At 48.1% G+C, this 22,663-nt stretch carries 19 protein-coding genes and 1 riboswitch; of the genes, 14 read left to right on the forward strand and 5 right to left on the reverse strand.

The window, feature by feature from the left end:
• The first annotated feature begins 3 nt into the window (after positions 1-3).
• Positions 4-204: a hypothetical protein gene (locus ACLTOQ_RS15095; protein WP_021914339.1), complete on the forward strand. Its 201-nt coding sequence runs from the start codon at positions 4-6 to the stop codon at positions 202-204.
• 49 nt (positions 205-253) lie between these two features.
• Positions 254-1,291, forward strand: coding sequence for a threonine aldolase family protein (locus ACLTOQ_RS15100; RefSeq protein WP_337673677.1), 1,038 nt, complete (start codon positions 254-256; stop codon positions 1,289-1,291).
• 189 nt (positions 1,292-1,480) lie between these two features.
• Here ACLTOQ_RS15100 and ACLTOQ_RS15105 read toward each other — a convergent pair whose 3' ends face one another.
• Together ACLTOQ_RS15105 and ACLTOQ_RS15110 are read right to left on the reverse strand one after the other, a co-directional pair.
• On the reverse strand, positions 1,481-2,980 hold the full coding sequence (locus ACLTOQ_RS15105) for a carboxypeptidase M32 (RefSeq protein ID WP_021914337.1): 1,500 nt from the start codon (positions 2,978-2,980) through the stop codon (positions 1,481-1,483).
• A gap of 125 nt (positions 2,981-3,105) precedes the next feature.
• Complete coding sequence (locus ACLTOQ_RS15110; RefSeq protein WP_412319841.1) at positions 3,106-4,074, reverse strand: alpha-L-fucosidase; 969 nt, start codon at positions 4,072-4,074, stop codon at positions 3,106-3,108.
• 196 nt (positions 4,075-4,270) lie between these two features.
• On the opposite strand from ACLTOQ_RS15110, the gene ACLTOQ_RS15115 reads away from it, so the two are divergent.
• The 9 genes from ACLTOQ_RS15115 (at position 4,271) to ACLTOQ_RS15155 (ending at position 13,912) form a co-directional block, all read left to right on the forward strand.
• Positions 4,271-4,537, forward strand: a complete 267-nt coding sequence (locus ACLTOQ_RS15115; protein WP_412319843.1) for an AraC family ligand binding domain-containing protein — start codon at positions 4,271-4,273, stop codon at positions 4,535-4,537.
• Positions 4,527-4,667: an AraC family transcriptional regulator gene (locus ACLTOQ_RS15120; protein WP_412319864.1), complete on the forward strand. Its 141-nt coding sequence runs from the start codon at positions 4,527-4,529 to the stop codon at positions 4,665-4,667. The genes ACLTOQ_RS15115 and ACLTOQ_RS15120 overlap by 11 nt, the downstream gene beginning before the upstream one ends.
• A gap of 128 nt (positions 4,668-4,795) precedes the next feature.
• Entirely contained in the window at positions 4,796-5,356 is a 561-nt protein-coding gene (locus ACLTOQ_RS15125; protein WP_021914334.1) for a biotin transporter BioY, read from the forward strand.
• 168 nt (positions 5,357-5,524) lie between these two features.
• Positions 5,525-6,538, forward strand: a complete 1,014-nt coding sequence (locus ACLTOQ_RS15130; RefSeq protein ID WP_412319845.1) for a nucleoid-associated protein — start codon at positions 5,525-5,527, stop codon at positions 6,536-6,538.
• A 145-nt stretch (positions 6,539-6,683) separates the two neighbouring features.
• A complete protein-coding gene (locus ACLTOQ_RS15135) occupies positions 6,684-7,865 on the forward strand; it encodes an acetyl-CoA C-acetyltransferase (protein WP_021914332.1) in 1,182 nt (393 codons plus the stop codon).
• 258 nt (positions 7,866-8,123) lie between these two features.
• A complete protein-coding gene (locus tag ACLTOQ_RS15140) occupies positions 8,124-9,197 on the forward strand; it encodes a pseudouridine synthase (protein WP_412319847.1) in 1,074 nt (357 codons plus the stop codon).
• Entirely contained in the window at positions 9,190-11,148 is a 1,959-nt protein-coding gene (gene ligA, locus ACLTOQ_RS15145; protein WP_412319849.1) for an NAD-dependent DNA ligase LigA, read from the forward strand. The genes ACLTOQ_RS15140 and ligA overlap by 8 nt, the downstream gene beginning before the upstream one ends.
• Positions 11,149-11,208: 60 nt before the next feature.
• A complete protein-coding gene (gene metA / locus ACLTOQ_RS15150) occupies positions 11,209-12,123 on the forward strand; it encodes a homoserine O-acetyltransferase MetA (RefSeq protein WP_337672963.1) in 915 nt (304 codons plus the stop codon).
• Positions 12,124-12,250: 127 nt separating this feature from the next.
• Positions 12,251-13,912 (forward strand): diphosphate--fructose-6-phosphate 1-phosphotransferase, encoded by a 1,662-nt coding sequence (locus tag ACLTOQ_RS15155; RefSeq protein ID WP_021914328.1) that lies wholly within the window; start codon positions 12,251-12,253, stop codon positions 13,910-13,912.
• A gap of 388 nt (positions 13,913-14,300) precedes the next feature.
• Here the strand turns inward: ACLTOQ_RS15155 and ACLTOQ_RS15160 are convergent, their stop codons facing one another.
• The 3 genes from ACLTOQ_RS15160 to pckA form a co-directional block, all read right to left on the reverse strand.
• Positions 14,301-15,788 (reverse strand): alanine/glycine:cation symporter family protein, encoded by a 1,488-nt coding sequence (locus ACLTOQ_RS15160; protein WP_412319852.1) that lies wholly within the window; start codon positions 15,786-15,788, stop codon positions 14,301-14,303.
• Between the two features lie 337 nt (positions 15,789-16,125).
• Positions 16,126-16,224, reverse strand: a riboswitch (glycine riboswitch).
• Between the two features lie 242 nt (positions 16,225-16,466).
• Positions 16,467-18,113 carry a SulP family inorganic anion transporter gene (locus ACLTOQ_RS15165; RefSeq protein ID WP_308728455.1) on the reverse strand — a complete coding sequence of 549 codons (1,647 nt, stop codon included), beginning with the start codon at positions 18,111-18,113 and terminating at the stop codon, positions 16,467-16,469.
• 383 nt (positions 18,114-18,496) lie between these two features.
• Positions 18,497-20,101 (reverse strand): phosphoenolpyruvate carboxykinase (ATP), encoded by a 1,605-nt coding sequence (pckA, locus tag ACLTOQ_RS15170; RefSeq protein WP_021916389.1) that lies wholly within the window; start codon positions 20,099-20,101, stop codon positions 18,497-18,499.
• Positions 20,102-20,526: 425 nt separating this feature from the next.
• Here pckA and ACLTOQ_RS15175 point away from each other — a divergent pair, with 425 nt between their 5' ends.
• From ACLTOQ_RS15175 to ACLTOQ_RS15185, 3 genes are all read left to right on the forward strand, one after another.
• Positions 20,527-20,817 (forward strand): DUF2325 domain-containing protein, encoded by a 291-nt coding sequence (locus ACLTOQ_RS15175; protein WP_118495580.1) that lies wholly within the window; start codon positions 20,527-20,529, stop codon positions 20,815-20,817.
• Positions 20,818-20,961: 144 nt separating this feature from the next.
• A complete protein-coding gene (locus tag ACLTOQ_RS15180) occupies positions 20,962-21,549 on the forward strand; it encodes a cob(I)yrinic acid a,c-diamide adenosyltransferase (RefSeq protein WP_412319854.1) in 588 nt (195 codons plus the stop codon).
• A gap of 99 nt (positions 21,550-21,648) precedes the next feature.
• Entirely contained in the window at positions 21,649-22,662 is a 1,014-nt protein-coding gene (locus tag ACLTOQ_RS15185; RefSeq protein WP_412319856.1) for a lysylphosphatidylglycerol synthase transmembrane domain-containing protein, read from the forward strand.
• Position 22,663 lies beyond the last annotated feature (1 nt).

Consider the following 22,663-nt stretch of genomic DNA (forward strand, 5'->3'; position numbering starts at 1 on the left):
AGGATGGCAAATTTTAAAGAACGTTATCTGGCAGGAGAGATCGAGTTTGAAGAAATCGATGACTATGTGGACGAATGGAATAACAGCGATGATATCCGAACACTCGCACAATTTCTTGGCTTGAATGAAGAGGAAGAGGATGTGTGGATCGACGAAGGCGACGATGCGCTCTATGAGCTCTTAGAGCAGCAAAGGGAAGGCTGAAACTGTGAGGAAAGAAAAAATGATACAAAAATATCAGGAGGAGAAAGCAATGCTATACTTTGATAGTGACTACATGGAAGGCGCACATCCTGCAATCTTACAGCGCCTGATGGAAACGAACATGGAGCATACCTACGGCTATGGAAAGGATGCCTATTGCGAATCTGCAAAAGCAAAAATCCGCACAGCATGCCAGTGCCCGGAGGCGGAAATTTATTTTCTGGTCGGCGGGACCCAAACAAATGCGACCGTGATCCGGGGATTTTTAAAGCCCTTCGAGGGGGTTATTGCAGCGGATACCGGACATATCGGTGTCCACGAGGCTGGTGCAATTGAAAGCGGCGGCCATAAGGTGCTGACGATCCCACACAAAAACGGGAAGCTTGAGGCTGCAGCGGTAAAGCACTATCTGGAACGCTTTTATCAGGACGGCAGCTGTACCCATATGGTGCAGCCCGGCATGGTTTATATTTCCCATCCGACCGAATATGGAACACTCTATACAAAAGAAGAGTTAAAGGCGCTTCGAAGGGTCTGTGAAGAATATCAGCTGCCCCTGTTTTTGGACGGTGCGCGTCTGGGCTATGGACTTTGTGCACCGGGAACAGATGTGACACTTGCAGATCTGGCAGAGTTGTGCGACGTGTTCTATATTGGAGGCACAAAGGTGGGCGCACTGTTTGGAGAAGCCGTAGTTTTCCCGAAAAAGAATACGGTTCCGGGATTTTTTACCCTGATGAAGCAGCAGGGGGCGGTGCTTGCGAAGGGACGTCTGCTGGGGATTCAATTCGATACGCTTTTTACAGAAAATCTGTATTTGAAAATTTCTGCGCATGCGATCGAGATGGCCATGAGGATCAAGGAGCTTCTGACGGAGCATGGGTGTCCGCTTTATATCAATTCCCCGACGAATCAGCAGTTTGTCGTATTAAATGCAGCACAGCGGGAAGCGCTGAAGGATCGTGTCAGCTGTGAAACCTGGGAAGAGCTGGAAAATGGAGCAGCTGCAGTGCGGTTTGCATCCAGCTGGGCAACAAAGTCGGAAGATGTAGAAGAGCTGGGACGGATTTTAAAAACGCTGCCGTGAACCGAATGTATAAAAATGGAATCGCCTGATTAGAAAAACCGGAAAATCTGTTCCAACGCCACACGCAGGTATTGTCGTAAGGCATCTGGAAAGATTTTCCGGTTTTTGCATCAATAATAGAATGTTACTGTTTGATGGAATATACGCTCTGTATGTTACAGATAAAGCAGTTCGACTTCGAAGCGTTGGTCAGAATTCATACACCTTACTGTATTTTTCTTCAAAATAGCGAAGCAGTGGCTGTGCACTGATTTCCTTGCCGCAGACCCGTTCGATAACCTCTTTGGAGTTATACATGCTGCCAAAACGATGGATCTTTTCCTTCAGCCAGTGGGTGATGTCGAGGATCCTTCCGTTTTCCAGAACCGTATCCAGATCTCCGAGATCCTTTTGGATCGCTTCAAGATACATGCCGTCATAAATGGAGCCCAGCAGGTAGGAGGGGAAATATCCAAAGGAGCCGTCTGACCAGTGCATATCCTGCAGGATGCCTTCTGCATCGTTTGCAGGAGTAATGCCAAGCAGCTCCTGCATTTTCTGATTCCAGAGAGCTGGCAGGTCATCGGTCTTTACATTGTCTCTGAAAATTGCTTTTTCTATCTCGTAACGCAGGATGATATGCAGACCGTAGGTCACTTCATCCGCTTCCGTACGGATCATGCTGGGGTGTACGTCGTTGATCGCTTTTATAAACGTATCAAATGGGACGGTTTTAAATTCTGGAAGCAGCGCGGACATTTTTTCGTAAATTGGTGTCCAAAAGTGTGGGTTTCTGCCGAGGATATTTTCGTAAAAGCGGGACTGGCTTTCGTGAAGTCCCATCATATTGATCTGGGCTGCGGCAGTATGCCAGAAATCCTTATCGACATTTTGCTCGAAGATTGCATGACCGCCCTCGTGAATGGCGGAGAATATCGAAGAAATCGGATTGTCGGCATAATAGTGGTTTGTTACGCGGACATCGCCGGGGCAGAGCGTTGTCGTAAAGGGATGCATACTCTCGGCAACCGCGCCGCAGTCAAAGGAAAAACCGATATAAGAAAGCAGCAGCTCCTGGACCTTTTTCTGAGCATCCGGGTCAAAGGTCTGCTGCAGGGCAGACAGATCCGGTTTGGGAGCTGCCTCGATTTTGGCAAGCAGCGGAAGAAGTCCTTCTTTTAGTTCTGCAAAAATGCGGTCGATCGTTTCCGTATCCATACCGTCCTCAAAAAGACCGACCAAAAATTCATATACATCCTGATCTGGCTCCATGTAGTGGACATATTCTTTTGTCATGGAGATGACCTTATCCAGATGGGGCGCAAATACGGAGAAATCAGAAGCCTCCTTGGCTGCCTCCCAGGCTTTTTCGGAACGTGCCTTTTCTGTGACATATTCCGTGTAGAAGGCTTCCGGAATGCGCTTGAAGCGTTCGAAATCTCTCAGGTTTCGCCGGATCGTAAGCTGCATGGCGGGAGACAGCTGATCATATTCTTCGGGAGCAGAGAGTTTTTTTAACAGGCTGCCGTATTCGTCCGCCGTCGAAAGGCGGAAGGATTCCGTGGAAAAATAGCCTACCGCGGACAGCTTTGCTTCGATGCTGTCTTTTGGAGCTGCGGTCTGCAGGTCCCAGTAGAGCAGGGCAATCGCCTGATCGTATTGTTCGAGTCTGGTCTGATAGGCCTGAAATTGTTCGAGTGTCTGTGACATAATGTCCTCCTTACAGGATACTTTTTGGGTCGGACAGGAAGTGCCGACCGTTTCTTTTTAAAGTATACCCTGAGAATAGCAAAAGAACAAGGCGGGAATGCCCTGTTCTTTTGCGTCAATAGAGATCAGCGCTTCAGCCAGCCCGCCGGAAGCTCATCCAGGGGTGCAGGCATCTGGAAAGTCTTACCGATCCTGGCAAATTCCTGCGCAAGATTTTCGTCCACCAGACCGGTTGTGGAAGGGGAGAGATTTAACATGAAGTTGACATTCTGGGGGAAATAATCCTTCATTTTGGAAAGTGCCCATTCTGCGTTTGTAACGGGCGTTGTCGGATCTTCGTCTCTCCAGAACCATGTCTTTGTCAGTTTGTTGCAGCTGATGCCGGGACCGTTGAAGCTATGGTCGACTTCCTGACCGGCGGCGTTTTCATAAAATACAACGTCGGTACCGGACAATCCGTCCTGACAGCCGATGTTCATCAGCATACAATCGGGCTGCAGAGATTTCACAAGGCGGTCGAGCTCCTCGAAGGGAAGCATCTCATAGGAGGGACCACCCCAGGGAGCATTCCAGCCGTCTACGATCAGGAATGGGATTTCTCCATAGTTTGTAAGAAGCTCGGTCACCTGACCGAAGATTTTTTCTTTCTGCGCTGTTGTGCAGGATCTGTGACCGGTTTGAGCAGTCAGGTCGAGCACGGAAAAATACAGACCGGCAACAATTCCCTCGCTGCGGAACGCGTCCAGATAAGCGGCAACGACATCGGTTTTGTTTGTCGCATTTTTCACACAGTGATCGGTATAGTCGGAGGGCCAGAGATCGAAGCCCTCGTGGTGCTTGCTTGTCAGGGCAGCGAACTGGCAGCCGGCGCTTTTAGCGATTTTTGCCCATTGCTTGCAGTAGTCGGGAGCGGTCGGGTTAAAGTCTTTTTCATCAAACGGGAACTGCCTGGGCAGATCGCCGTTTTCATGGTCGTATTCCCAGTCGATGATGTCGGGGTTGTTGTGGAACTGGAAGGTTGCGCTGTTAAAATGGATAAATGTGCCAAAGCGCAGATTGATAAATTTTTTCTGCAGAGCTTCTAACTGTGTCATTGGATAAACTCCTTTCTGGTGTCTTGAAATAAATGGATTTGTTTTTCTCGGGCGAAATTGTATTGCCGCTGTCTGAACTTATCGTAGGATGAATTGGTAAAAAAGACAATAGAAAACTTAAAATAACAAAATATATATGATATAATCATAAAATAACAAATTTTTTGAAGCAAAAAGAAATGGAGAAAATATAGGGATGCAGTTTGGAAAGGGAATTCTTCCGGCAAAGGAATATTTATCGAACGGGCTTTTCAGCATACAGAATTGCTATTCGGAAGCGGAGAGCAGCTTCAATCAGCAGCTTCATTTTCATGATTTTTACGAGCTGTCGCTGATCTATGAAGGAAGCAGCCGGTTCCTGATCAACGGAAGCAGCTTCGTTGCGGCGGCAGGCAGCCTGCAGCTGATTCGACCATCGGATTATCACAGACAGATGACGGATACAGGGAAACATATCCTCTAAGGAAGTATGTGCGGCGTGCGGATTCTTTTCCTATTCTTATTTTCTGACGGCATTTCGCCAAAAATATGATATATCACCGGGCACCTTGGCACGCAGCTGTCAAAATGCGATACAAAAAACTTACAAATAGGACGATATTGTATAATATAACAAAAGAAGAAACAAAAAAGTCAAGGATTTTGTTGACATTTTCAGATGAAAGGGGTATCTTTTAAGAAAAAAGAAAAACTGTCCGATAGGACAGGAGGGGTGACAATCATGCAGACAGCAACAAAAAAAGAGACAGCACTTGGAATCAGACAGATGGCGATGATCGGTGTGATGACAGCGGTGACCTGTATAGCGGCTCCGTTTTCCATTCCGATCCCGGTCAGCCCTGTTCCGCTTTCCCTGACAACCTTTATTTTGTATCTTTCCGTTTACATTCTGGGCACCAGAAATGCATTCATCAGCTATGTGATCTATCTGCTTCTGGGTCTGGTGGGACTTCCGGTATTTTCCGGTTTTTCCGGTGGCTTTGCAAAGCTTGCAGGACCGACTGGAGGATATCTGATCGGCTTCCTGTTCATGATCCCGCTGACCGGTATTCTGTTTGAGAAGACCGGCAAAAGCTTCTGGAAACAGTTCGGTGCGATGGTTCTGGGAACGCTGGTATGTTACCTGTTCGGTACCGTATGGCTTTGCCTGCAGCTGAACTTAGACTTCATCGGAGGTCTTGGTGTGGGGGTTATCCCTTACCTGCCCGGTGATACTGCAAAGATTATTTTAGCAGCACTGATCGGACCTGTGATCGTAAAAGCGTTAAAACGGGCGGAATAAGAAGAATCCCGAGAGGAAGATTTTTCCCTGCGGCAGCTCGCAAAAGCGAGAATCCCGGAGGCGGACGTCAAAAGCGTTCGCCTCTTTTTCTTGCATATTTTTCATCGAACTGCTATGTTTATAGATGGCGCAGCTGCCGCATACAAAAGCAATTGAGGAGAAACTGGCATGAAAAAAGACGATATGATTATGAAAATGGGGATTGTCCATATCCTGGATTCTGTGGTTGGAATGCCGGTGCTTTCGGACTGTCCGATCGATATGGGTTCGAATCTGTGCGATTTTTTAAAGGCTCATATTGAAAAATTTACAGAGAGCGACGATATGAAGGTCTGCCAGTTTTCTGACGAATCTGAGGTGATGGGGCTGATCCAGAACTGTAACGCCGAAAATTTTGTCCAGACGAGCAGGGCATTGTGTGAAAAGCTCTATGGGATCATGAATTCGAATATCGATATTCCGGCGGCGGACGTTGCGGTTGTCGTTTTTTCTGCGGAGGGCGTCGATTATTTCGGATTTTTGAAATTAAATTATAAAACTTCCTATACCCATGCGACGAAGGCTACCGAAACCGGAGAAAATTTAAACGATATCATTTTACAGAAAGCGATCCTGCCGTCTGCCGGACAGAAGCTTTCTGAGGCATTTTTAGTGAATCTGTCGAATGGAGAAATTTTGCTGACAGAGAAAAAATTCGAAGTAAATGGTGAAAAAAAGCTGTACTTTTCCGAACTGTTTCTGGAATGTCATGCACCGATGTCTCAGAAGACAAAGCTGGATATCGTGACAAAAGCAGTGGAACAGGTCAACAAAAAATACTATGGAGATGAGGACACCCGGCGAAAGATGGAAGTCAAGCAGGCGATCTATGATGAGCTGGAGGAAAAGGGGAGCCTGGAGGTCGAAGCGGTCAAGGAGAAAGTTTTTAAGGACAGTCCGCAGATGCAGGCAGACCTGGAGGAAAAGCTGGAAAAATATAACATGGAAAAAGAAATTGTCAGGCCCAAGAGCGAGGCGACGATCAAAAAGTTCCAGAAGCAGCATCTGACGACGGACACTGGCATCGAAATCACGATTCCGATGGAAGAATATAAGGACCCCGAGAAGGTAGAATTTATCACAAATCCCGACGGGACGATTTCCGTGCTGATCAAAAATATCGGGCATTTGAGCACCAGATAAAAAATGCCCTGATAAGTACCTTCCAACGTGAAAGCTTTTACGCTTTTGTTCCTAAAAAAGACCACAACAAAGCGTGCAGTGGGCTTGAAAAGCGTTTCAAAAGTAGTATGATAAAGAAAAAAGGGAAAATGGAGGAATCATTGTTATGGCAAGAAAAGTAGTGCTGGCAGGCGCATGCAGAACAGCAATCGGCGTAATGGGAGGAACTCTTTCCAAAACTCCCGCGCCGGATCTGGGCACTGTTGTAATCAAAGAAGCCCTGAAAAGAACCGGAATCAAACCGGAGCAGGTAGATGAAGTATATATGGGCTGTGTCATTCAGGCAGGTCTTGGTCAGAACCCTGCAAGACAGGCAGCAGTCAACGCAGGGATTCCGGTAGAGGTTCCTGCAACTACGATCAACGTACTGTGCGGCTCCGGCATGCACTGTGTAAATCTGGCTGCCAAGCTGATTGCCTCCGGTGATGCGGATATCATCGTAGCTGGCGGTATGGAAAATATGTCCATGGCTCCTTATCTTCTGTATAATGCAAGATTCGGTTACAGAATGGGCGCTGGAAAGATGGATGATGCGCTGATCCGCGATGCCCTGACGGATGCATTCGGCGGCTATCATATGGGTATTACTGCTGAAAATATTGCAGAAGACTGGGGACTGACCAGAGAGCAGCTGGATGAGTTTGCAGCATGGAGCCAGCAGAAGGCACAGAAAGCGATTGCAGAGGGCAAGTTCAAGGACGAGATCGTTCCGATGGAAGTAAAACAGAAAAAACAGACCGTTGTATTTGATACTGATGAGGGACCCAGACCGAATGTAACGGCAGAGAGCATCAGCAAGCTGCGTCCTGCATTCAAAGAGGGTGGTGTCGTAACCGCCGGCAATTCTTCCGGTATCAACGATGCAGCGGCAGCGCTGATCGTTATGAGCGAAGAAAAGGCAAAGGAGCTGGGCGTAAAGCCGATGGCTACCTGGGTAGCAGGCGAGCTGGCAGGCGTAGAACCCCGCATCATGGGTATTGGACCGGTTGCAGCAACCCGCAAGGTAATGAAGAAAGCCGGCTACGAAATCGGCGACTTCGACCTGATTGAGGCAAACGAAGCATTCGCAGCACAGTCTGTAGCAGTTGCGCATGACCTTGGCTTCAACAACGATATCTTAAACGTCAACGGCGGAGCAATCGCCCTTGGTCATCCGGTAGGAGCATCCGGCTGCCGTATTCTGGTAACCTTACTTCATGAGATGGAAAAGAGAGATGCAAAGAAAGGTCTTGCTACTCTTTGTGTTGGCGGCGGCATGGGCTGTGCAGCGATCGTAGAGCGCGAGTAAGACAAAAAACTTCGATAACCTTCCAGATGTTTTGGATAGAATTTCATAACAAAATTTCAAAAACGGTTCTGCTGAGCTCTATAGGGTTGGCAGGACCGTTTTTGCCGTGGGTTAGAAAAAAACTTCCGGACTGGATTTTGCTGTAGCAGAGGGAAACCATGCGCCTGAAAATCCCTGCATGTTCTTCTGGCACGGAATCTGAAAGTGTGCTAAAATATTTGTATACTGCGATTTTTATCGGAATGGAGAAGTTAATTTATGGCAAATACTGAAAAGGTCCGTTTAAATAAATATCTTTCCCAGGCTGGCATCTGTTCGAGAAGAGAAGCGGATGTCCTGATCGAAGGGGGAAAAGTGTCTGTGAATGGCAAGATTGCAGATCCGGGTATGCGGGTCAACGATCTGGACAAAATTACAGTTGAGGACAAACCGGTCGGACATCGGGAAAAAAAGGTGGTGCTGGCTTATTACAAGCCGGTTGGAGTGACCTGTACAGAAAAGGACAAGCACGCCCAGATCACGATCCGTGATGTCGTCGAATATCCGGTACGTGTAACCTATGCAGGACGCCTGGACAGAGATTCGGAAGGCCTTTTACTGCTGACAAACGACGGGGACTTAATCAATGGTCTGATGCGTGCGGCAAACTTTCACGAAAAGGAGTACCTCGTCCGCGTCAATAAACCCATCAGCCGGGATTTCCTCAAAAAAATGTCGGACGGTATGCTGTTAAAGGATTTAAATGAGCGTACCCGTCCCTGCTTTGTAAAGGAAGAAGGAAAATTTGTCTTCCGTATTATCCTGACGCAGGGCTTAAACCGCCAGATCCGCCGGATGTGCAAGACCATCGGCTATGGCGTTATAAGCATCAAACGTGTGCGTGTAGCAAACATTCTGCTGGGGAAATTAAACCCGGGCGATATTCGTGCAGTCACCGGTGCAGAGTTAAAAGAGCTGTACTATGAAGTTGGAAAAAATGCCAGCCGTCCGGCGCGTCCTGCATGGGAAAAGGAACGGCAGCCTGCTGCGAAAAAAGAAGCCCAGACCGGCGCTGCAGAGCCAAGAGTGAACGGACGCATAGCGAATGCAGGAATGCAGCGCAGCGGGCAGAATCCGGCTCACCGAAATGCAGGTGGCTACGCAAAAACGGCTGACCGCAGGCAAGGTACAGACGGTGCTCGCAAAGCAGAGCAGCGCGGTACCTACCGGAGTACCGCCGACAGCCGCACAAATGGTACCTACCGGAGTGCCACCGACAGCCGCACGAATGGTACCTATCGGAATGGTTTCAGATCCGGACAGACAGGAGCACAGAAAAAACGATATGAATGATACAGACAGAATGAAAGAACTGGTCTCGAAGTTGAATGAGGCTGCAAAAGCCTACTATGCCGAAGACCGGGAAATCATGAGTAATTTAGAATATGACAGGCTCTACGACGAGCTGGTTGCCCTGGAAGAAAAGACCGGAGTTGTGCTGGCAGCGAGTCCGACCCAATCGGTTGGTTATGAAGCAGTAGACGAACTTCCTAAAGAGCGTCACGAAAGCCCGATGCTTTCCCTTGGAAAAACGAAAAGCCGGGAAGAACTGGCAGACTGGCTGGGAGATCAGAAAGGTTTGCTTTCCTGGAAGCTGGACGGTTTGACCATCGTGTTGACATACCGGGACGGAAAACTGTTTAAGGCGGTCACGAGGGGAAATGGCGAAATTGGCGAGGTCATCACACCGAACGCCAAAACCTTTGTCAACGTGCCGTTGCAGATTCCTTATCAGGGAGAGCTGATCCTGCGGGGAGAAGCGGTCATCACCTATGCGGATTTTGAAAAGATCAACGGCGAAATCGAAGACGTGGACGCTCGGTACAAAAATCCGAGAAACCTCTGCTCCGGTTCCGTGCGCCAGCTAAACAGCCAGATCACTGCGCAGCGAAAGGTGCATTTTTTTGCATTTGCGCTGGTGCGTGCAGAGGGTGTGGATTTTAAAAACTCAAGGGAAGAACAGTTTATATTCTTACAGAAGCAGGGCTTTGAAACGGTAGAATATAAAGCGGTAACTGCGGACACGATGCAGGAGGCGGTTGCCTGGTTTGAAGAAAAAATCACAGATTACCCGGTTCCGTCTGATGGGCTGGTGCTGCTTTTGGACAATATCGCTTACGGAGAGTCGCTTGGAAGAACAGCGAAGTTCCCGCGCAATGCCATTGCATTTAAATGGGCGGACGAGCAGGCGGAGACGACGCTGCGCGAGGTGGAGTGGAGCGCGAGTCGTACCGGACTGATTAACCCGGTTGCGATTTTTGACCCTGTGGAGCTGGAGGGGACAACCGTAAGTCGCGCCAGCGTTCACAATGTCAGCATTGTAAAAGAATTAAAGCTCGGCATCGGCGACCGGATTACAGTCTATAAGGCAAACATGATTATCCCGCAGATCGCGGAAAATCTGACCAAAAGCGGCACACTGGAAATTCCCTGCACCTGTCCGGTCTGTCAGGGAGAGACCCGAATCGTAAAAGAAAACGATACGGAGACGTTAGTCTGCCCGAACCCGGACTGCGATGCCAAAAAGATCAAATCTTTTACGCTGTTTGTCAGCCGGGACGCGATGAATATCGACGGACTTTCCGAAGCAACGCTGGAAAAATTTCTGGCGGAGGGCTTTTTGCATACCTATGCGGATCTGTTCCATCTGGACAGACACCGGGATGCGATTATACAGATGGATGGATTCGGCGAAAAATCGTATCAGAATCTCGAAGCAAGCGTTGAAAAAGCGAGACATACAAATCTTGCACGCCTGATTTACAGCCTTGGAATCCCGAATATCGGAATTGCCAATGCACGGATGATTTGTCGGGAATATAAAAATGATCTGGACAAAATGCTCGCTGCACCTACAGAAGAGCTGGCGGCGATGGATGGCGTAGGACCAGTCATCGCAGGTGCGTTTGTGGATTTTTTTGCCCAGGGAAAAAATAAAACTGCGCTGGAGCTTTTATTAAAGGAAGTGGAGCTGGAGCAGGAAACCTTTTCAGAAGAAGCCCTGCCGCTTTCCGGGCAGTCCTTTGTTATTACGGGCAGCCTGAACCACTTTGAAAATCGCAGTGCCTTAAAGGAAAAGATCGAAGCCCTCGGCGGAAAGGTAACCGGAAGCGTGACGGGCAAAACCGTCTGTCTGATCAACAATGACAGTACCTCCAATTCCGCCAAAAATAAAAAAGCGCGGGAGTTGGGCATAGTTGTACTGACAGAAGAAGAGTTTATGAAGCAGTATCTGGAAAAATAACCGTTCGGACGAATTTATTCAAAAGAAGCGCCGCACAGCGGCAGGAAAGTGAGAGAGAAAATGCCGATTAAAATACAGAGTGATCTGCCTGCCAGAGAGATTCTGGATAATGAAAATATTTTCGTGATGGACGAATATCGTGCGATGCACCAGAATATCCGCCCATTGCAGATCTGTATTCTGAATCTGATGCCGGTCAAACAGGATACGGAGCTGCAGCTTCTTCGGTCGCTGTCCAATACGCCGCTGCAGGTGGACGTGACCTTTATGAAAATGAACAGCCATCTGTCTCTGAATACCTCCGTCACTCATTTAAATAAATTTTACAATACATTTAACGAATTGAAAGAAAACAAATATGATGGCCTGATCATCACGGGCGCACCGGTGGAACAGATTCCCTTCGAAGAGGTGGATTACTGGAAAGAACTCTGCGAAATTATGGAGTGGTCAAAGACCCACGTCCATTCGACCTTCCATATTTGCTGGGGCGCCCAGGCGGGGCTGTATTATCACTTCGGACTCGACAAACGCCTGTTGCCGGAAAAGCTTTTCGGGGTATTTGAACACCGTGTGTTAAACCGCAAAGAGCCGCTGGTGCGTGGATTTGACGACGTTTTCTGTATCCCCCACAGCAGACATACCGAAACGCCTGCAGCGCTGATCCATGCCTGCAAAGAGCTGACCGTTATGGCGGAATCGGACAAAGCGGGAGTTCTTTTATGTATGACTGAGGGCGGACGCCAGATTTTCGTCATGGGACATCCGGAATATGACCGCTATACGCTGGACGGGGAGTACAAGCGCGATCGCGACAAGGGACTGCCGATCCATGTGCCGGAAAATTATTACCCGGAGGACAACCCGGAGAAGAAACCGTTACTTTCCTGGCGTGCGCACTGCAACGGATTGTATACAAATTTTTTGAATTATTACGTATATCAGACCACTCCGTATGATGTTCGGGAGATTTGAGAAAATAAGGGTGGAAATGATTCATCCCTTTGCGAAAAAGGGATTAGTTGTTTACTTTTTGAAAAAAATAGCTTATAATCAACTATGAATGAAAAAATGTTGTAGAAATACAAGAAGGAGAAGGATTATGGAAATTTCAGCTTTACAGAAAGCCAGATATGAGTATGCTCCGAAGCTTCCCGGCATGCTGAGACACGGCATTGCAGATATCTGCGTTAAGGAAGGCGAAGAGACTCAGAGCGTTGCAGATCAGGAGAAGATCAAAGCGCTGTTCCCCAATACCTACGGTAAAAAGGAGATCACTTTCCAGAAAGGTGCGAACACTTCCGTTGCGAAGAAGCAGGTTGTAGGCGTTATCCTTTCCGGCGGACAGGCTCCTGGCGGACACAACGTTATCTGCGGTTTATACGATGCATTAAAGGCAACCAACCCGGAGAACGTACTGTACGGCTTCAAGAACGGTCCGAGCGGTCTGATCGAAGACGATTATCTTGTTTTTGATGACGAGTATATCAATGCATACAGAAACACCGGCGGTTTCGATATCATCGGTTCCGGCAGAACCAAACTGGAGACTCAGGAACAGTTCGCAATCGCTGCTGAAGTCTGCAAGAAGCACGGTATCACCGCAATCGTTATCATCGGTGGCGACGATTCCAACACCAACGCAGCTGTACTGGCTGAGTACTTTGCTGCAAACAACACCGGCGTACAGGTGATCGGCTGCCCGAAGACCATCGACGGCGACTTAAAGAACGAAGATATCGAGTGCTCTTTTGGTTTCGATACCGCTGCAAAGACCTACAGCGAAGTAATCGGTAACATCGAAAGAGATGCAAACTCCGCTAAGAAATATTGGCACTTCATTAAGGTTATGGGCCGCAGCGCTTCCCATGTTGCTCTGGAGTGCGCACTGGAAACCCAGCCGAACATCTGCCTGATTTCCGAAGAAGTTGCAGCAAAGAAGATGTCCCTGTCCCAGATCGCTGACTACATCGCTGATTCTGTAGCAAAGAGAGCAGCAAAGGGCATGAACTTCGGTGTTGCAATCATCCCTGAAGGCGTTGTAGAATTCGTTCCCGAGTTCTCCGCACTGATCGCTGAGATCAACGAGCTGTTAGCAGGCAGCAAGGCAGATGCGTTCAATGCACTTCCTACCTGGAAAGAAAAATATGCGTTCATCGAAAACGGTCTGTCTAAAGAATCCATGGCTGTATTCGCAATCCTGCCGGAAGGCATTCAGCAGCAGCTGTTCCTGGAGAGAGATCCTCACGGCAACGTACAGGTTTCCCTGATCGAGTCCGAGAAGCTGTTCTCCGCTCTGGTAGCTGACAAGCTGGCTGAGAGAAAGGCTGCAGGCACATACAACGGTAAGTTCAATGCACTGCATCATTTCTTCGGTTACGAAGGAAGATGTGCATTCCCTTCCAACTTCGATTCCGATTACTGCTACTCCTTAGGTTACAATGCATTCATGCTGATCCAGTATGGTTACAATGGTTACCTTTCCAAGGTTTCCAACCTGTCCAAACCGGCAGCTGAGTGGGTTGCAGGCGGTATGCCCATCACCAAGATGATGAACATGGAGAGAAGACATGGCGAAGACAAGCCTGTTATCCGTAAGGCTCTGGTTGAGCTGGATGGCAAGCCCTTCAAATACTTCGAGGCACACAGAGAAGAGTGGTCTGAGAACACCTGCTATGTATATCCGGGTGCAATCCAGTACTACGGACCTGCAGAGGTTTGTGATATCACAACCAAGACTCTGGCTCTGGAGAAGGGCGAATAATTCCCTCGACTTCAAAAATCAACAATAGAATGCACGCTCTGCGAGCATTCTATTGTCATGAATAAAGGGCGCCGCAAGACGTATACGGCAGAATGTGCTTTGTGTACATTCTGCTGATAATAAAACAGCCGCATCACAGATGAGAAATCATCCGGGTGCGGCTGTTTTTATTTCATAGGAAAATGCGTCCTATGAAATAAAAACGCGCTACGAGGATGCGCACTCGGCGCAGGGGTAGATGGTTGCCGAAGCAACCGCGCCTCGGCGCGAGAATGTGCTTTGGCACATTCTTTTATGAACCAATGTGTAAAGAGCATTAAAAAACCCGATCAGGTCAGTCGCAAAGGGCATACCAACCAGATCGGGAAGGGGGTCTTGGATAATAGTTTTAGTTCGCGGGCGCTTCTTCTTCGTTTAAATTCTCCTCACAAACCTCTTCAAAAGAACGGTGCTCTGCGAGTGCTTCTTCCTTTGCATGCTGGAAAAATGCTCTGGTTTCTTTTACAATGACACCGCTTAATGCGAACAGCGCGATCATGTTCGGGATAGCCATCAGACCGTTGAAGATATCAGCGATGGTCCAGACAGCGCTCACCGTCATGTAAGGTCCGATAAAGACAGCCAGAATGTAGATCCACCGAAAGATCTTAACGTGCTTCATATTGCCGCCGCTTAAATATTCCAGGCAGCGTTCACTGTAGTAATCCCAGCCCAGGATTGTCGTAAAGGCGAAGAATACAAGGCAGAGCATCAGAATAAAGGAAGAAAACTGTGCAGGAAACGGAAGACCATGCTGGAATGCATAGGTTGTAACCTGAACACCTTCCAGACCTTCTATCTGCCATGCACCGGTCAGGACGATGGAAAGGCCGGTCAGGGTACAGATGATGATCGTGTCGATAAACGTACCGGTCATGCTAACCAGACCCTGGCGGACAGGAGAGTTCGTCTGAGCAGCAGCCGCTGCGATAGGCGCACTTCCCAGGCCGGCTTCATTGGAGAAGATGCCGCGGGCAACACCCTTCTGCATTGCGATGAGCATGCTGCCGACTGCACCGCCGGTAATCGCTTTTGGAGAAAACGCTGCAGTTACGATGGTTGCAAACGCTGCAGGCACTTTGGTGATGTTGCAGCAGATCAGGATCACTGCGAATACAAAATAGATGACCGCCATGAAGGGAACGATGATCTGGCTGACGCTTGCAATTCTCTTGACGCCGCCGATCAAAACAGCTGCGACGCAGAAGGAGAGAATCAGGGAAGCAATGACAACGGACCAGGAATATTCGCCAAGGAACGGCAGAATTTTTACAGTAAAGGCATCGTTTGGATCAAAGAAACCATGTACTGCACTGGAAATACCATTGACCTGGCTGAAGGTACCAATGCCGAAGAGACCGACACAGACGCCGAAGAAGGCGAAAATCTTTGCGAGCCATTTAAAATTTTTGCCCATGCCGAGTTCAATATAGTAGAAGGGACCGCCGAGGCTGTGTCCGTCTTCGGCAACAGTACGGTATTTGACTGCCAGCAGACCTTCGGAGTATTTGGTTGCCATGCCGAGAAACGCTGCTACAACCATCCAGAACAGAGCACCGGGACCGCCTGCACAAACCGCTGTAGCGACACCGACGATATTTCCGGTACCGATCGTTGCACTCAGTGCGGTACAGAGTGCAGAGAAGCTGGAAATTTCACCTTTTCCGCCTTCCTCATTTTGAAGCATCCATTTCAGTGCAAGGGGAAGCTTACGAATCTGGAGTAGACCGAGACGGATGGTCAAAAGCAGTCCGCCGGCGATAATCAGTACCATCAACGGTACACCCCAGACAAAGTTGTCGATTATATTCAGAGCTTGATTGATAGAAGTCCACATGGTATTCGATCCCTTTCTTATTCTTTGCTGCAACAGATATTCTTTGTTACAACAGATTTTTGGCCGCAGATGTCTTTCTGATGCCATGCTACGCTATGCGTAAGGAAAGCGTTTCGAAATGAAAGAAGGGATTTGGAATCACTCGTGAAAATAGAAAGGGCAGTGTGCCGGACTGGTTTATTCGCCGGAAAAACGAAATATCCGCTGCGCAGACAGATATCGTTTAAAGCATGATAGAATATAAGATTGCGAATATTCTATGCTGCGAATAAAAAGAGACTGCACCAAAAAGAAATCCTTTTTGCGTCAGTCTCAGGAAGATACAGAATACTTGCGTAATATCTTCTCTGTCCTTTTACCTGAGAGATTCATACGAGAAATTCGTATGTTGCACCTTCGGCCCCCGGCTGATCCGGGTGTCTCCAGAGAGTCGATCCATTTACAGTTGCGCTGCAAACTACAGCACCTGAGAGTTTTACTCCTTCGGTAGACAAAATGTCTTTTCCTGCAAACTTCATTTCGAAATTGCCTATGGGCAATATGATATACGCAAATGTGATATTTTTCAAGAGAAAAATTAAATTTTTATAAAAATCCGCCGCAAAAGTCAGAACTCTGCGGCGGATGTATTCAAAATGCGATTTTTATCAGAACAGTGATGAGCTGCTTTGGCACAAGCTACAGCTGCTCGGCGCGCTTTAGGGCGTCATCAATATGAGCACAGAAGTTGTCGGCACCGACTTTTTCGATAAAGCCGTTTTTTTCCATGACACGCCAGGGTTGTTCGTTGACATGGGAGAAAATCAGCTGAATGCCCTTTTTCTGACAGTCCTCGTAGAGCTTTTCAAGGTTATGCATGGCGGTCGCGTCGATGGCGCTGACACTTCTCATACGAAGGACGAGACAGCGGCGCTTTTCGTCGAGGGTGATTTTCAGAATCTTATCCGCAGCGCCGAAAAAGAGGGGACCACTGATTTCATAAACTGTAATGTGATCGGGTACAACGCGCAGGGCAAGGCTGTCCGCATCGTCGTCCTCATCGACATATTTCCAGCCTTCTACTTCTGTAACGTCGCTCATACGTTTCATAAACAGAATCGCAGCGAGCAAGATGCCGACCTCGATGGCAACGACAAGATCGAATACGACCGTCAGAACAAAGGTGCTGACCAAAACGATAATATCGCTCTTCGGAGAGGTTTTGCAGAGGTTGACAAAGGTTTTGATGTCACACATATTATAGGCAACCATAAACAGGATCGCTGCGATAACCGGCATAGGAATCAGGGCAGCGTAGGGCATCAGGACAACCAGGATCAGCAGAAGGACAACAGAATGCACCATTCCGGCGATCGGAGTGCGTCCGCCGTTTTTGATGTTTGCAGCGGTTCTGGCGATGGCTCCGGTAGCGGGGATGCCGCCGAACAGCGCGGAGGTGATGTTTCCGGCACCCTGTGCGATCAGTTCCATATTGGAGCGGTGACGGCTGTTTACCATGCTGTCCGCAACGACACAGGAGAGCAGGGACTCGATTGCTGCTAAAATCGCGATCGTAAAGGCGTCTGGCAGGACGTTCTGAACGGTTGTCAGAGAGAACGCCGGAAGCGAAATCGCTGGCAGCTTATTAGAAATTTCATATAGATCCCCTATCGTATTGACGTTCAGGTGCAGACCAGCTACCGCAGCACTGCCAGCAATTACGGCGATCAGGGAAGCGGGAATCCGCTTTAAAAAGCCGGGAAGCATCGGCCAGAAAATCAGGATAGCGAGGCTGAGAACGCCAACAAGCAGCGCTTGTACGTTCAGCGTGCCGATAAAGACGAAAACAGCCTTTAATTTATCCATCGTTTCAATCAGCGGTTCATCGGTAACGATGCTCAGACCGAGAAAATCCTTGATCTGACCGATAAAAATCGTTACAGCGATACCGGAGGTAAAGCCGGTTGTGATCGTATATGGAATAAACTTAATGAGGTTGCCGAGGCGCAGCAGACCCATCAGGATCAGAATCACGCCTGCCAGCAGAGTAGCGATAATCAGTCCGTCCATGCCGTTTTTTGCAACAATTCCGGCGACGATCGTTGCAAATGCTGCAGTCGGACCTGCGATCTGGACGCGGCTTCCGCCCAGAAAAGAGATGACAAAGCCTGCTGTGATCGCAGTGTAGATGCCTTTTTCCGGTGTGACGCCGGAGGCAAGGGCGAGGGCGATGGACAACGGAAGAGCGATGATTGCAACGATAATGCCGGCAACCACATCTTTGACAAACTGCTCACGGGTGTAGGTTTTCATGACAGAAAACAGCTTCGGTTTTAATTTTTCCATGTGGAAAGTTCCTTCCTTTGAGTAAAATAAGAGACGGTAGACTGTACGATTTTAGAAGATATATTCGAATGATAAAAAAAGAATATAAATCATTAAATTTTTATAAAAACGCACGTTTTTTATCATAAGACAAATTATAAGAAATTGCAAGAAAAATCGATAAAAGCAAAATCTACGCCTGAGAGGAAGAGTGATGAAAAAGAATCCTGCTCTACAGGATTCTCCGCCTGCGGCGGGTCGCGTAAGCGACATTCTACCATTCCGCCGCAGTGCGATCCTCGCGGAGCGTTTTTATCGTATAGAAACGAAGTTTCCTATACGATAAAAAAGGAGATGCAAAACTGCATCTCCTTTTCAAAAGGTCAATATGTTGCAAGTGCTGATTACAGCTGAGGACCTGCAGCAACCAGAGCCTTACCAGCTTCGTTGCCCTCGTATTTTGCAAAGTTCTTATTGAATCTTGCAGCCAGGTCTTTTGCTTTTTCTTCCCATGCGGAAGCATCAGCATAGGTGTCGCGAGGATCCAGAATAGCAGGATCTACGCCGGGCAGCTCGGTGGGAACTTCGAAGTTGAAGTAAGGAATCTTCTTGGTAGGAGCTGTCAGGATAGCGCCGCTTAAGATCGCATCGATGATACCACGGGTATCTTTGATGGAGATACGCTTGCCGGTGCCGTTCCATCCGGTATTTACCAGATAAGCCTTAGCGCCGCTCATTTCCATCTTCTTAACCAGTTCCTGTGCATACTTGGTAGGATGCAGTTCCAGGAATGCCTGACCGAAGCAAGCGGAGAAGGTAGGAGTAGGCTCTGTGATGCCGCGCTCTGTACCAGCCAGCTTAGCTGTGAAACCGGACAGGAAGTAATACTGAGTCTGCTCAGGTGTCAGAATAGATACCGGAGGCAGTACGCCGAATGCATCTGCAGACAGGAAGATAACGTTCTTCGCTGCGGGAGCAGAAGAGATCGGACGTACGATGTTCTGAATATGATTGATCGGGTAGGATACACGGGTGTTCTCGGTTACGCTCTTATCCGCGAAATCAATCTTGCCTTCTGCATCCAGAGTAACGTTCTCAAGCAGAGCGTTGCGTTTGATCGCATTGTAGATGTCGGGTTCGGACTCCTTGTCCAGGTTGATAACCTTAGCGTAGCAGCCGCCTTCGAAGTTGAATACGCCATTGTCATCCCAGCCGTGCTCATCATCACCGATCAGCAGACGCTTGGGATCTGTAGACAGGGTGGTCTTACCGGTACCGGACAGACCGAAGAAGATAGCGGTGTTCTCGCCGTTCTTATCTGTGTTAGCGGAGCAGTGCATGGAAGCGATGCCCTTTAACGGCAGAAAGTAGTTCATCATGGAGAACATACCTTTCTTCATTTCACCGCCGTACCAGGTATTGATGATAACCTGCTCGTGGCTTGTAATATTGAACATAACAGCGGTCTCGGAGTTTAAGCCGAGTTCCTTGTAGTTTTCAACTTTAGCCTTGGAAGCGTTGTAAACAACGAAATCGGGCTCGAAGTTCTCAAGCTCTTCCGCAGTGGGCTTGATGAACATGTTGGTTACGAAATGTGCCTGCCATGCTACTTCAACGATGAAACGGATTGCCATACGGGTATCTTTGTTTGCACCGCAAAATGCATCCACAACGTACAGTTTCTTATTGGAAAGTTCTTTCTGAGCGAGTTCCTTGACTGCCTGCCATGCTTCCTGGGTAGCGGGGTGGTTATCATTCTTGTATTCGTCAGATGTCCACCATACAGTATCCTTGGAATTTTCATCAACAACGATGAATTTGTCTTTGGGAGAACGTCCGGTGTAGATACCTGTCATAACGTTTACAGCACCCAGCTCGCTGACCTGTCCCTTTTCATAACCTTCCAGTCCGGGTTTGGTCTCTTCTTCGAATAATACTTCATAAGAAGGATTGTAGACAACCTCGGTAGTTCCGGTAATACCATACTTGCTTAAATCGATTACAGCCATTTGTATTAACCTCTTTCCTTTCCTTACATTTCCTGCATTGCAGGTTCTGGCAGATTGTTTCAAAAAAGGAACAAATCCGCTTCATTTATATATTATACATATTTAAAAACTAAAATCAACTAAAAAAATATAAACAATTCCTGAACTCGCAGATGTTTTTTTTACAGTTCGCTATTCATTTTGACGATTTCGCAAAAGCTGCTGGAATGCCTTATATTGGAAGAAACAGAAATAATGCTCGTAGAGCCAGCTGTTTTATGGCAAGAATTGCTTGCCAGGCTTTTTTTACACAGATTTTTACACCCTCGAATAAAAAAAAGCGTGCATTTTATGAACCGGCATGGTATTATGTAACTTGAGTTAGTCAATACTAACCTAATAAAACCAATGCACCGTTTCAGTGCAGAAAATAAAGGGGTAACGGAATGAGTGTTGTAATTATCGGTGGAAATGAGAGAATGGTAACGCAGTATGAAAATATCTGCAAGGAGCATGGCTGTAAGGCGAAGGTTTTCGCAAAGGAAAACGGTTCCTTAAAAAAGAAGATCGGTTGCCCGGATTTGCTGATTTTGTTTATCAGCACAGTTTCCCACAAAATGGTCATCAGCGTGACGCAGGAAGCGAAGAAGAATCAGATTCCGGTAGCACGTGTACATACCAGCAGTGCGACAGCACTTCACGCGGTTCTGGAAGAGCATTGCGCAGCATTCACATAAAACAGCTGCCTGTTAATGGTGGCTCCGAGGGGCTTCTGAACAGCATGTCTTTCCTGATTAGAAAATAGATAACGATTGTCATGTCGCTCTGTTCCATATATAATAAAAGAAGTAATCGTGAGAAAATAAAGAGGAATTTCAGTGATGGAACAAGATACAGAACAACAGATCTCCGGTCAGCAGTCAAAGTCACCGCGGATGCATCTGCAGCAGGGGTTGCTGGAAATTTACTGCGGCGACGGAAAAGGAAAGACGACAGCGGCGCTGGGGCTTGCACTACGGGCGGCAGGCTGCGGTCTACGCGTGCATATTGTGCAGTTTTTAAAGGGAACAGAGACAGGGGAGCTTGCGTCTCTTGCGCAAATTCCGCAGATCAGCCTGGTGCGCTGCGACAAGAACTGGGGATTTACCTTTTCCATGACGGAGCAGGACAAAAAGGAGATCACCGTGTGTCACAATCAGATGCTGCAGGAGGCGATTTCCATGGCAAAAAGCGGAGAAATCGACGTGCTGATTTTCGACGAATTTCAGGCGGCGTACGCGCATGGACTGCTCGACAAAGAAACGGCAAAAGATTTTATTTTGAAAAAACCGGCGACGCTGGAGCTGGTGCTGACCGGACGAAATCCTGATCCGGTATTTTTGGAGGCGGCGGACTATGTGAGCGAAATCCACGGGGTGCGTCATCCGTACCAGAAACAGATTCCGGCGCGGAAGGGAATCGAGTTTTAAACGGGATTATTACCCGAAGCGAAAAAATTGTCCAGTGACAAAATGGGGGTTCAGCGTTATGCTAGACGGGATGAAAGCATAGAAGGAGCTGAATTTGCCTTGAAACAGGGAAAAAAGAAGAGCTGGCTGAAATATGTCCTGGTATTTGGATTGATTTTCTTTGCCTGCTTGTATGAAAGAAATTTTCTGGCGCAGGCGGCGGAAAAAATCCGCAAATTGCCTGACTGGACGATCTTTATAATTATTGTGTTATCGTTGACCTATCTGGTCTGGGAAGGAACGATCATCTGGCTTTTGATTCGGCAGTCTGTAAAGCATTATTCCTGGATGCAGGGCGTGAGATGTTCGTTTGTGTGCAGCTTTTTTCGGACGACAACCCTTGGAAGCGGAGGCGGGGTCGCACAGATGTATGAAATGAACCGGGACGGACTTCCGCTTGCACGCGGGGCAGGACTGTCCATGGTGCAATACATTTTCCATAAAGTATCGATTACGCTGTATGGTCTGATTGGCTTTCTCTGTCTGCTGTTTGCGAAGGATGAAAGCGTCTCCGGCTATACGGCGTTTCTGGCAGCGGGAATCGGTTTGACGGCGCTGATTACCGCAGTGCTGCTTCTGGTAACGGCATGCCCGCCGTTTTCCAATTGGGGATTTTTGATTGCAGAACGGCTGTGTCATGGAAAATGGCAGGATAAACGGGATAAAATGAAAGCGCAGATTGATTCCATGCAGGAGGAATCGCTCCGATTGTTAAAGCATTCGCCGCGAACGGCAGGAGGTATTTTTCTGTGCGATTTTGCAAAGCTGACCTGCTGGTATCTGGTTCCCTGGTTTGTGTTGTCGGCAGACCTTCCGGTTTCCCTCTGGGAGATTGTGTGTATTACAGCCGCGGCACAGATGCTGGCGGGTGTAATTCCGACGCCCGCAGGGCTGGGTTCTCTGGAATTTGTTTTTCTGATGTTTTCCACAAAGATCGTAGGAGCGGCAGAAGCAGGTGCAGCCATGATCCTGCTGCGGTGTGCGGTCAACATTATTCCATTGGTCCCGGGCGCGTTGCTTGCCCTGACAGACCGCAGAAAAAAGAAAGGAAGCCGGGAATGCCCGGCAGAGTAAG

This window comes from Gallintestinimicrobium sp. (assembly GCF_046968865.1).
In the GTDB taxonomy this organism is placed as follows: Bacteria; Bacillota; Clostridia; order Lachnospirales; family Lachnospiraceae; genus Gallintestinimicrobium; species Gallintestinimicrobium propionicum.

Bases quoted from the DNA above. Each gene is read 5' to 3' on its own strand.
- ACLTOQ_RS15095 (WP_021914339.1), top strand. From the start codon at position 4: ATGGCAAATTTTAAAGAACGTTATCTGGCAGGAGAGATCGAGTTTGAA.
- ACLTOQ_RS15100 (WP_337673677.1), top strand. From the start codon at position 254: ATGCTATACTTTGATAGTGACTACATGGAAGGCGCACATCCTGCAATC.
- ACLTOQ_RS15105 (WP_021914337.1), bottom strand. From the start codon at position 2,980: ATGTCACAGACACTCGAACAATTTCAGGCCTATCAGACCAGACTCGAA.
- ACLTOQ_RS15110 (WP_412319841.1), bottom strand. From the start codon at position 4,074: ATGACACAGTTAGAAGCTCTGCAGAAAAAATTTATCAATCTGCGCTTT.
- ACLTOQ_RS15115 (WP_412319843.1), top strand. From the start codon at position 4,271: ATGCAGTTTGGAAAGGGAATTCTTCCGGCAAAGGAATATTTATCGAAC.
- ACLTOQ_RS15125 (WP_021914334.1), top strand. From the start codon at position 4,796: ATGCAGACAGCAACAAAAAAAGAGACAGCACTTGGAATCAGACAGATG.
- ACLTOQ_RS15130 (WP_412319845.1), top strand. From the start codon at position 5,525: ATGAAAAAAGACGATATGATTATGAAAATGGGGATTGTCCATATCCTG.
- ACLTOQ_RS15135 (WP_021914332.1), top strand. From the start codon at position 6,684: ATGGCAAGAAAAGTAGTGCTGGCAGGCGCATGCAGAACAGCAATCGGC.
- ACLTOQ_RS15140 (WP_412319847.1), top strand. From the start codon at position 8,124: ATGGCAAATACTGAAAAGGTCCGTTTAAATAAATATCTTTCCCAGGCT.
- ligA (WP_412319849.1), top strand. From the start codon at position 9,190: ATGAATGATACAGACAGAATGAAAGAACTGGTCTCGAAGTTGAATGAG.
- metA (WP_337672963.1), top strand. From the start codon at position 11,209: ATGCCGATTAAAATACAGAGTGATCTGCCTGCCAGAGAGATTCTGGAT.
- ACLTOQ_RS15155 (WP_021914328.1), top strand. From the start codon at position 12,251: ATGGAAATTTCAGCTTTACAGAAAGCCAGATATGAGTATGCTCCGAAG.
- ACLTOQ_RS15160 (WP_412319852.1), bottom strand. From the start codon at position 15,788: ATGTGGACTTCTATCAATCAAGCTCTGAATATAATCGACAACTTTGTC.
- ACLTOQ_RS15165 (WP_308728455.1), bottom strand. From the start codon at position 18,113: ATGGAAAAATTAAAACCGAAGCTGTTTTCTGTCATGAAAACCTACACC.
- pckA (WP_021916389.1), bottom strand. From the start codon at position 20,101: ATGGCTGTAATCGATTTAAGCAAGTATGGTATTACCGGAACTACCGAG.
- ACLTOQ_RS15175 (WP_118495580.1), top strand. From the start codon at position 20,527: ATGAGTGTTGTAATTATCGGTGGAAATGAGAGAATGGTAACGCAGTAT.
- ACLTOQ_RS15180 (WP_412319854.1), top strand. From the start codon at position 20,962: ATGGAACAAGATACAGAACAACAGATCTCCGGTCAGCAGTCAAAGTCA.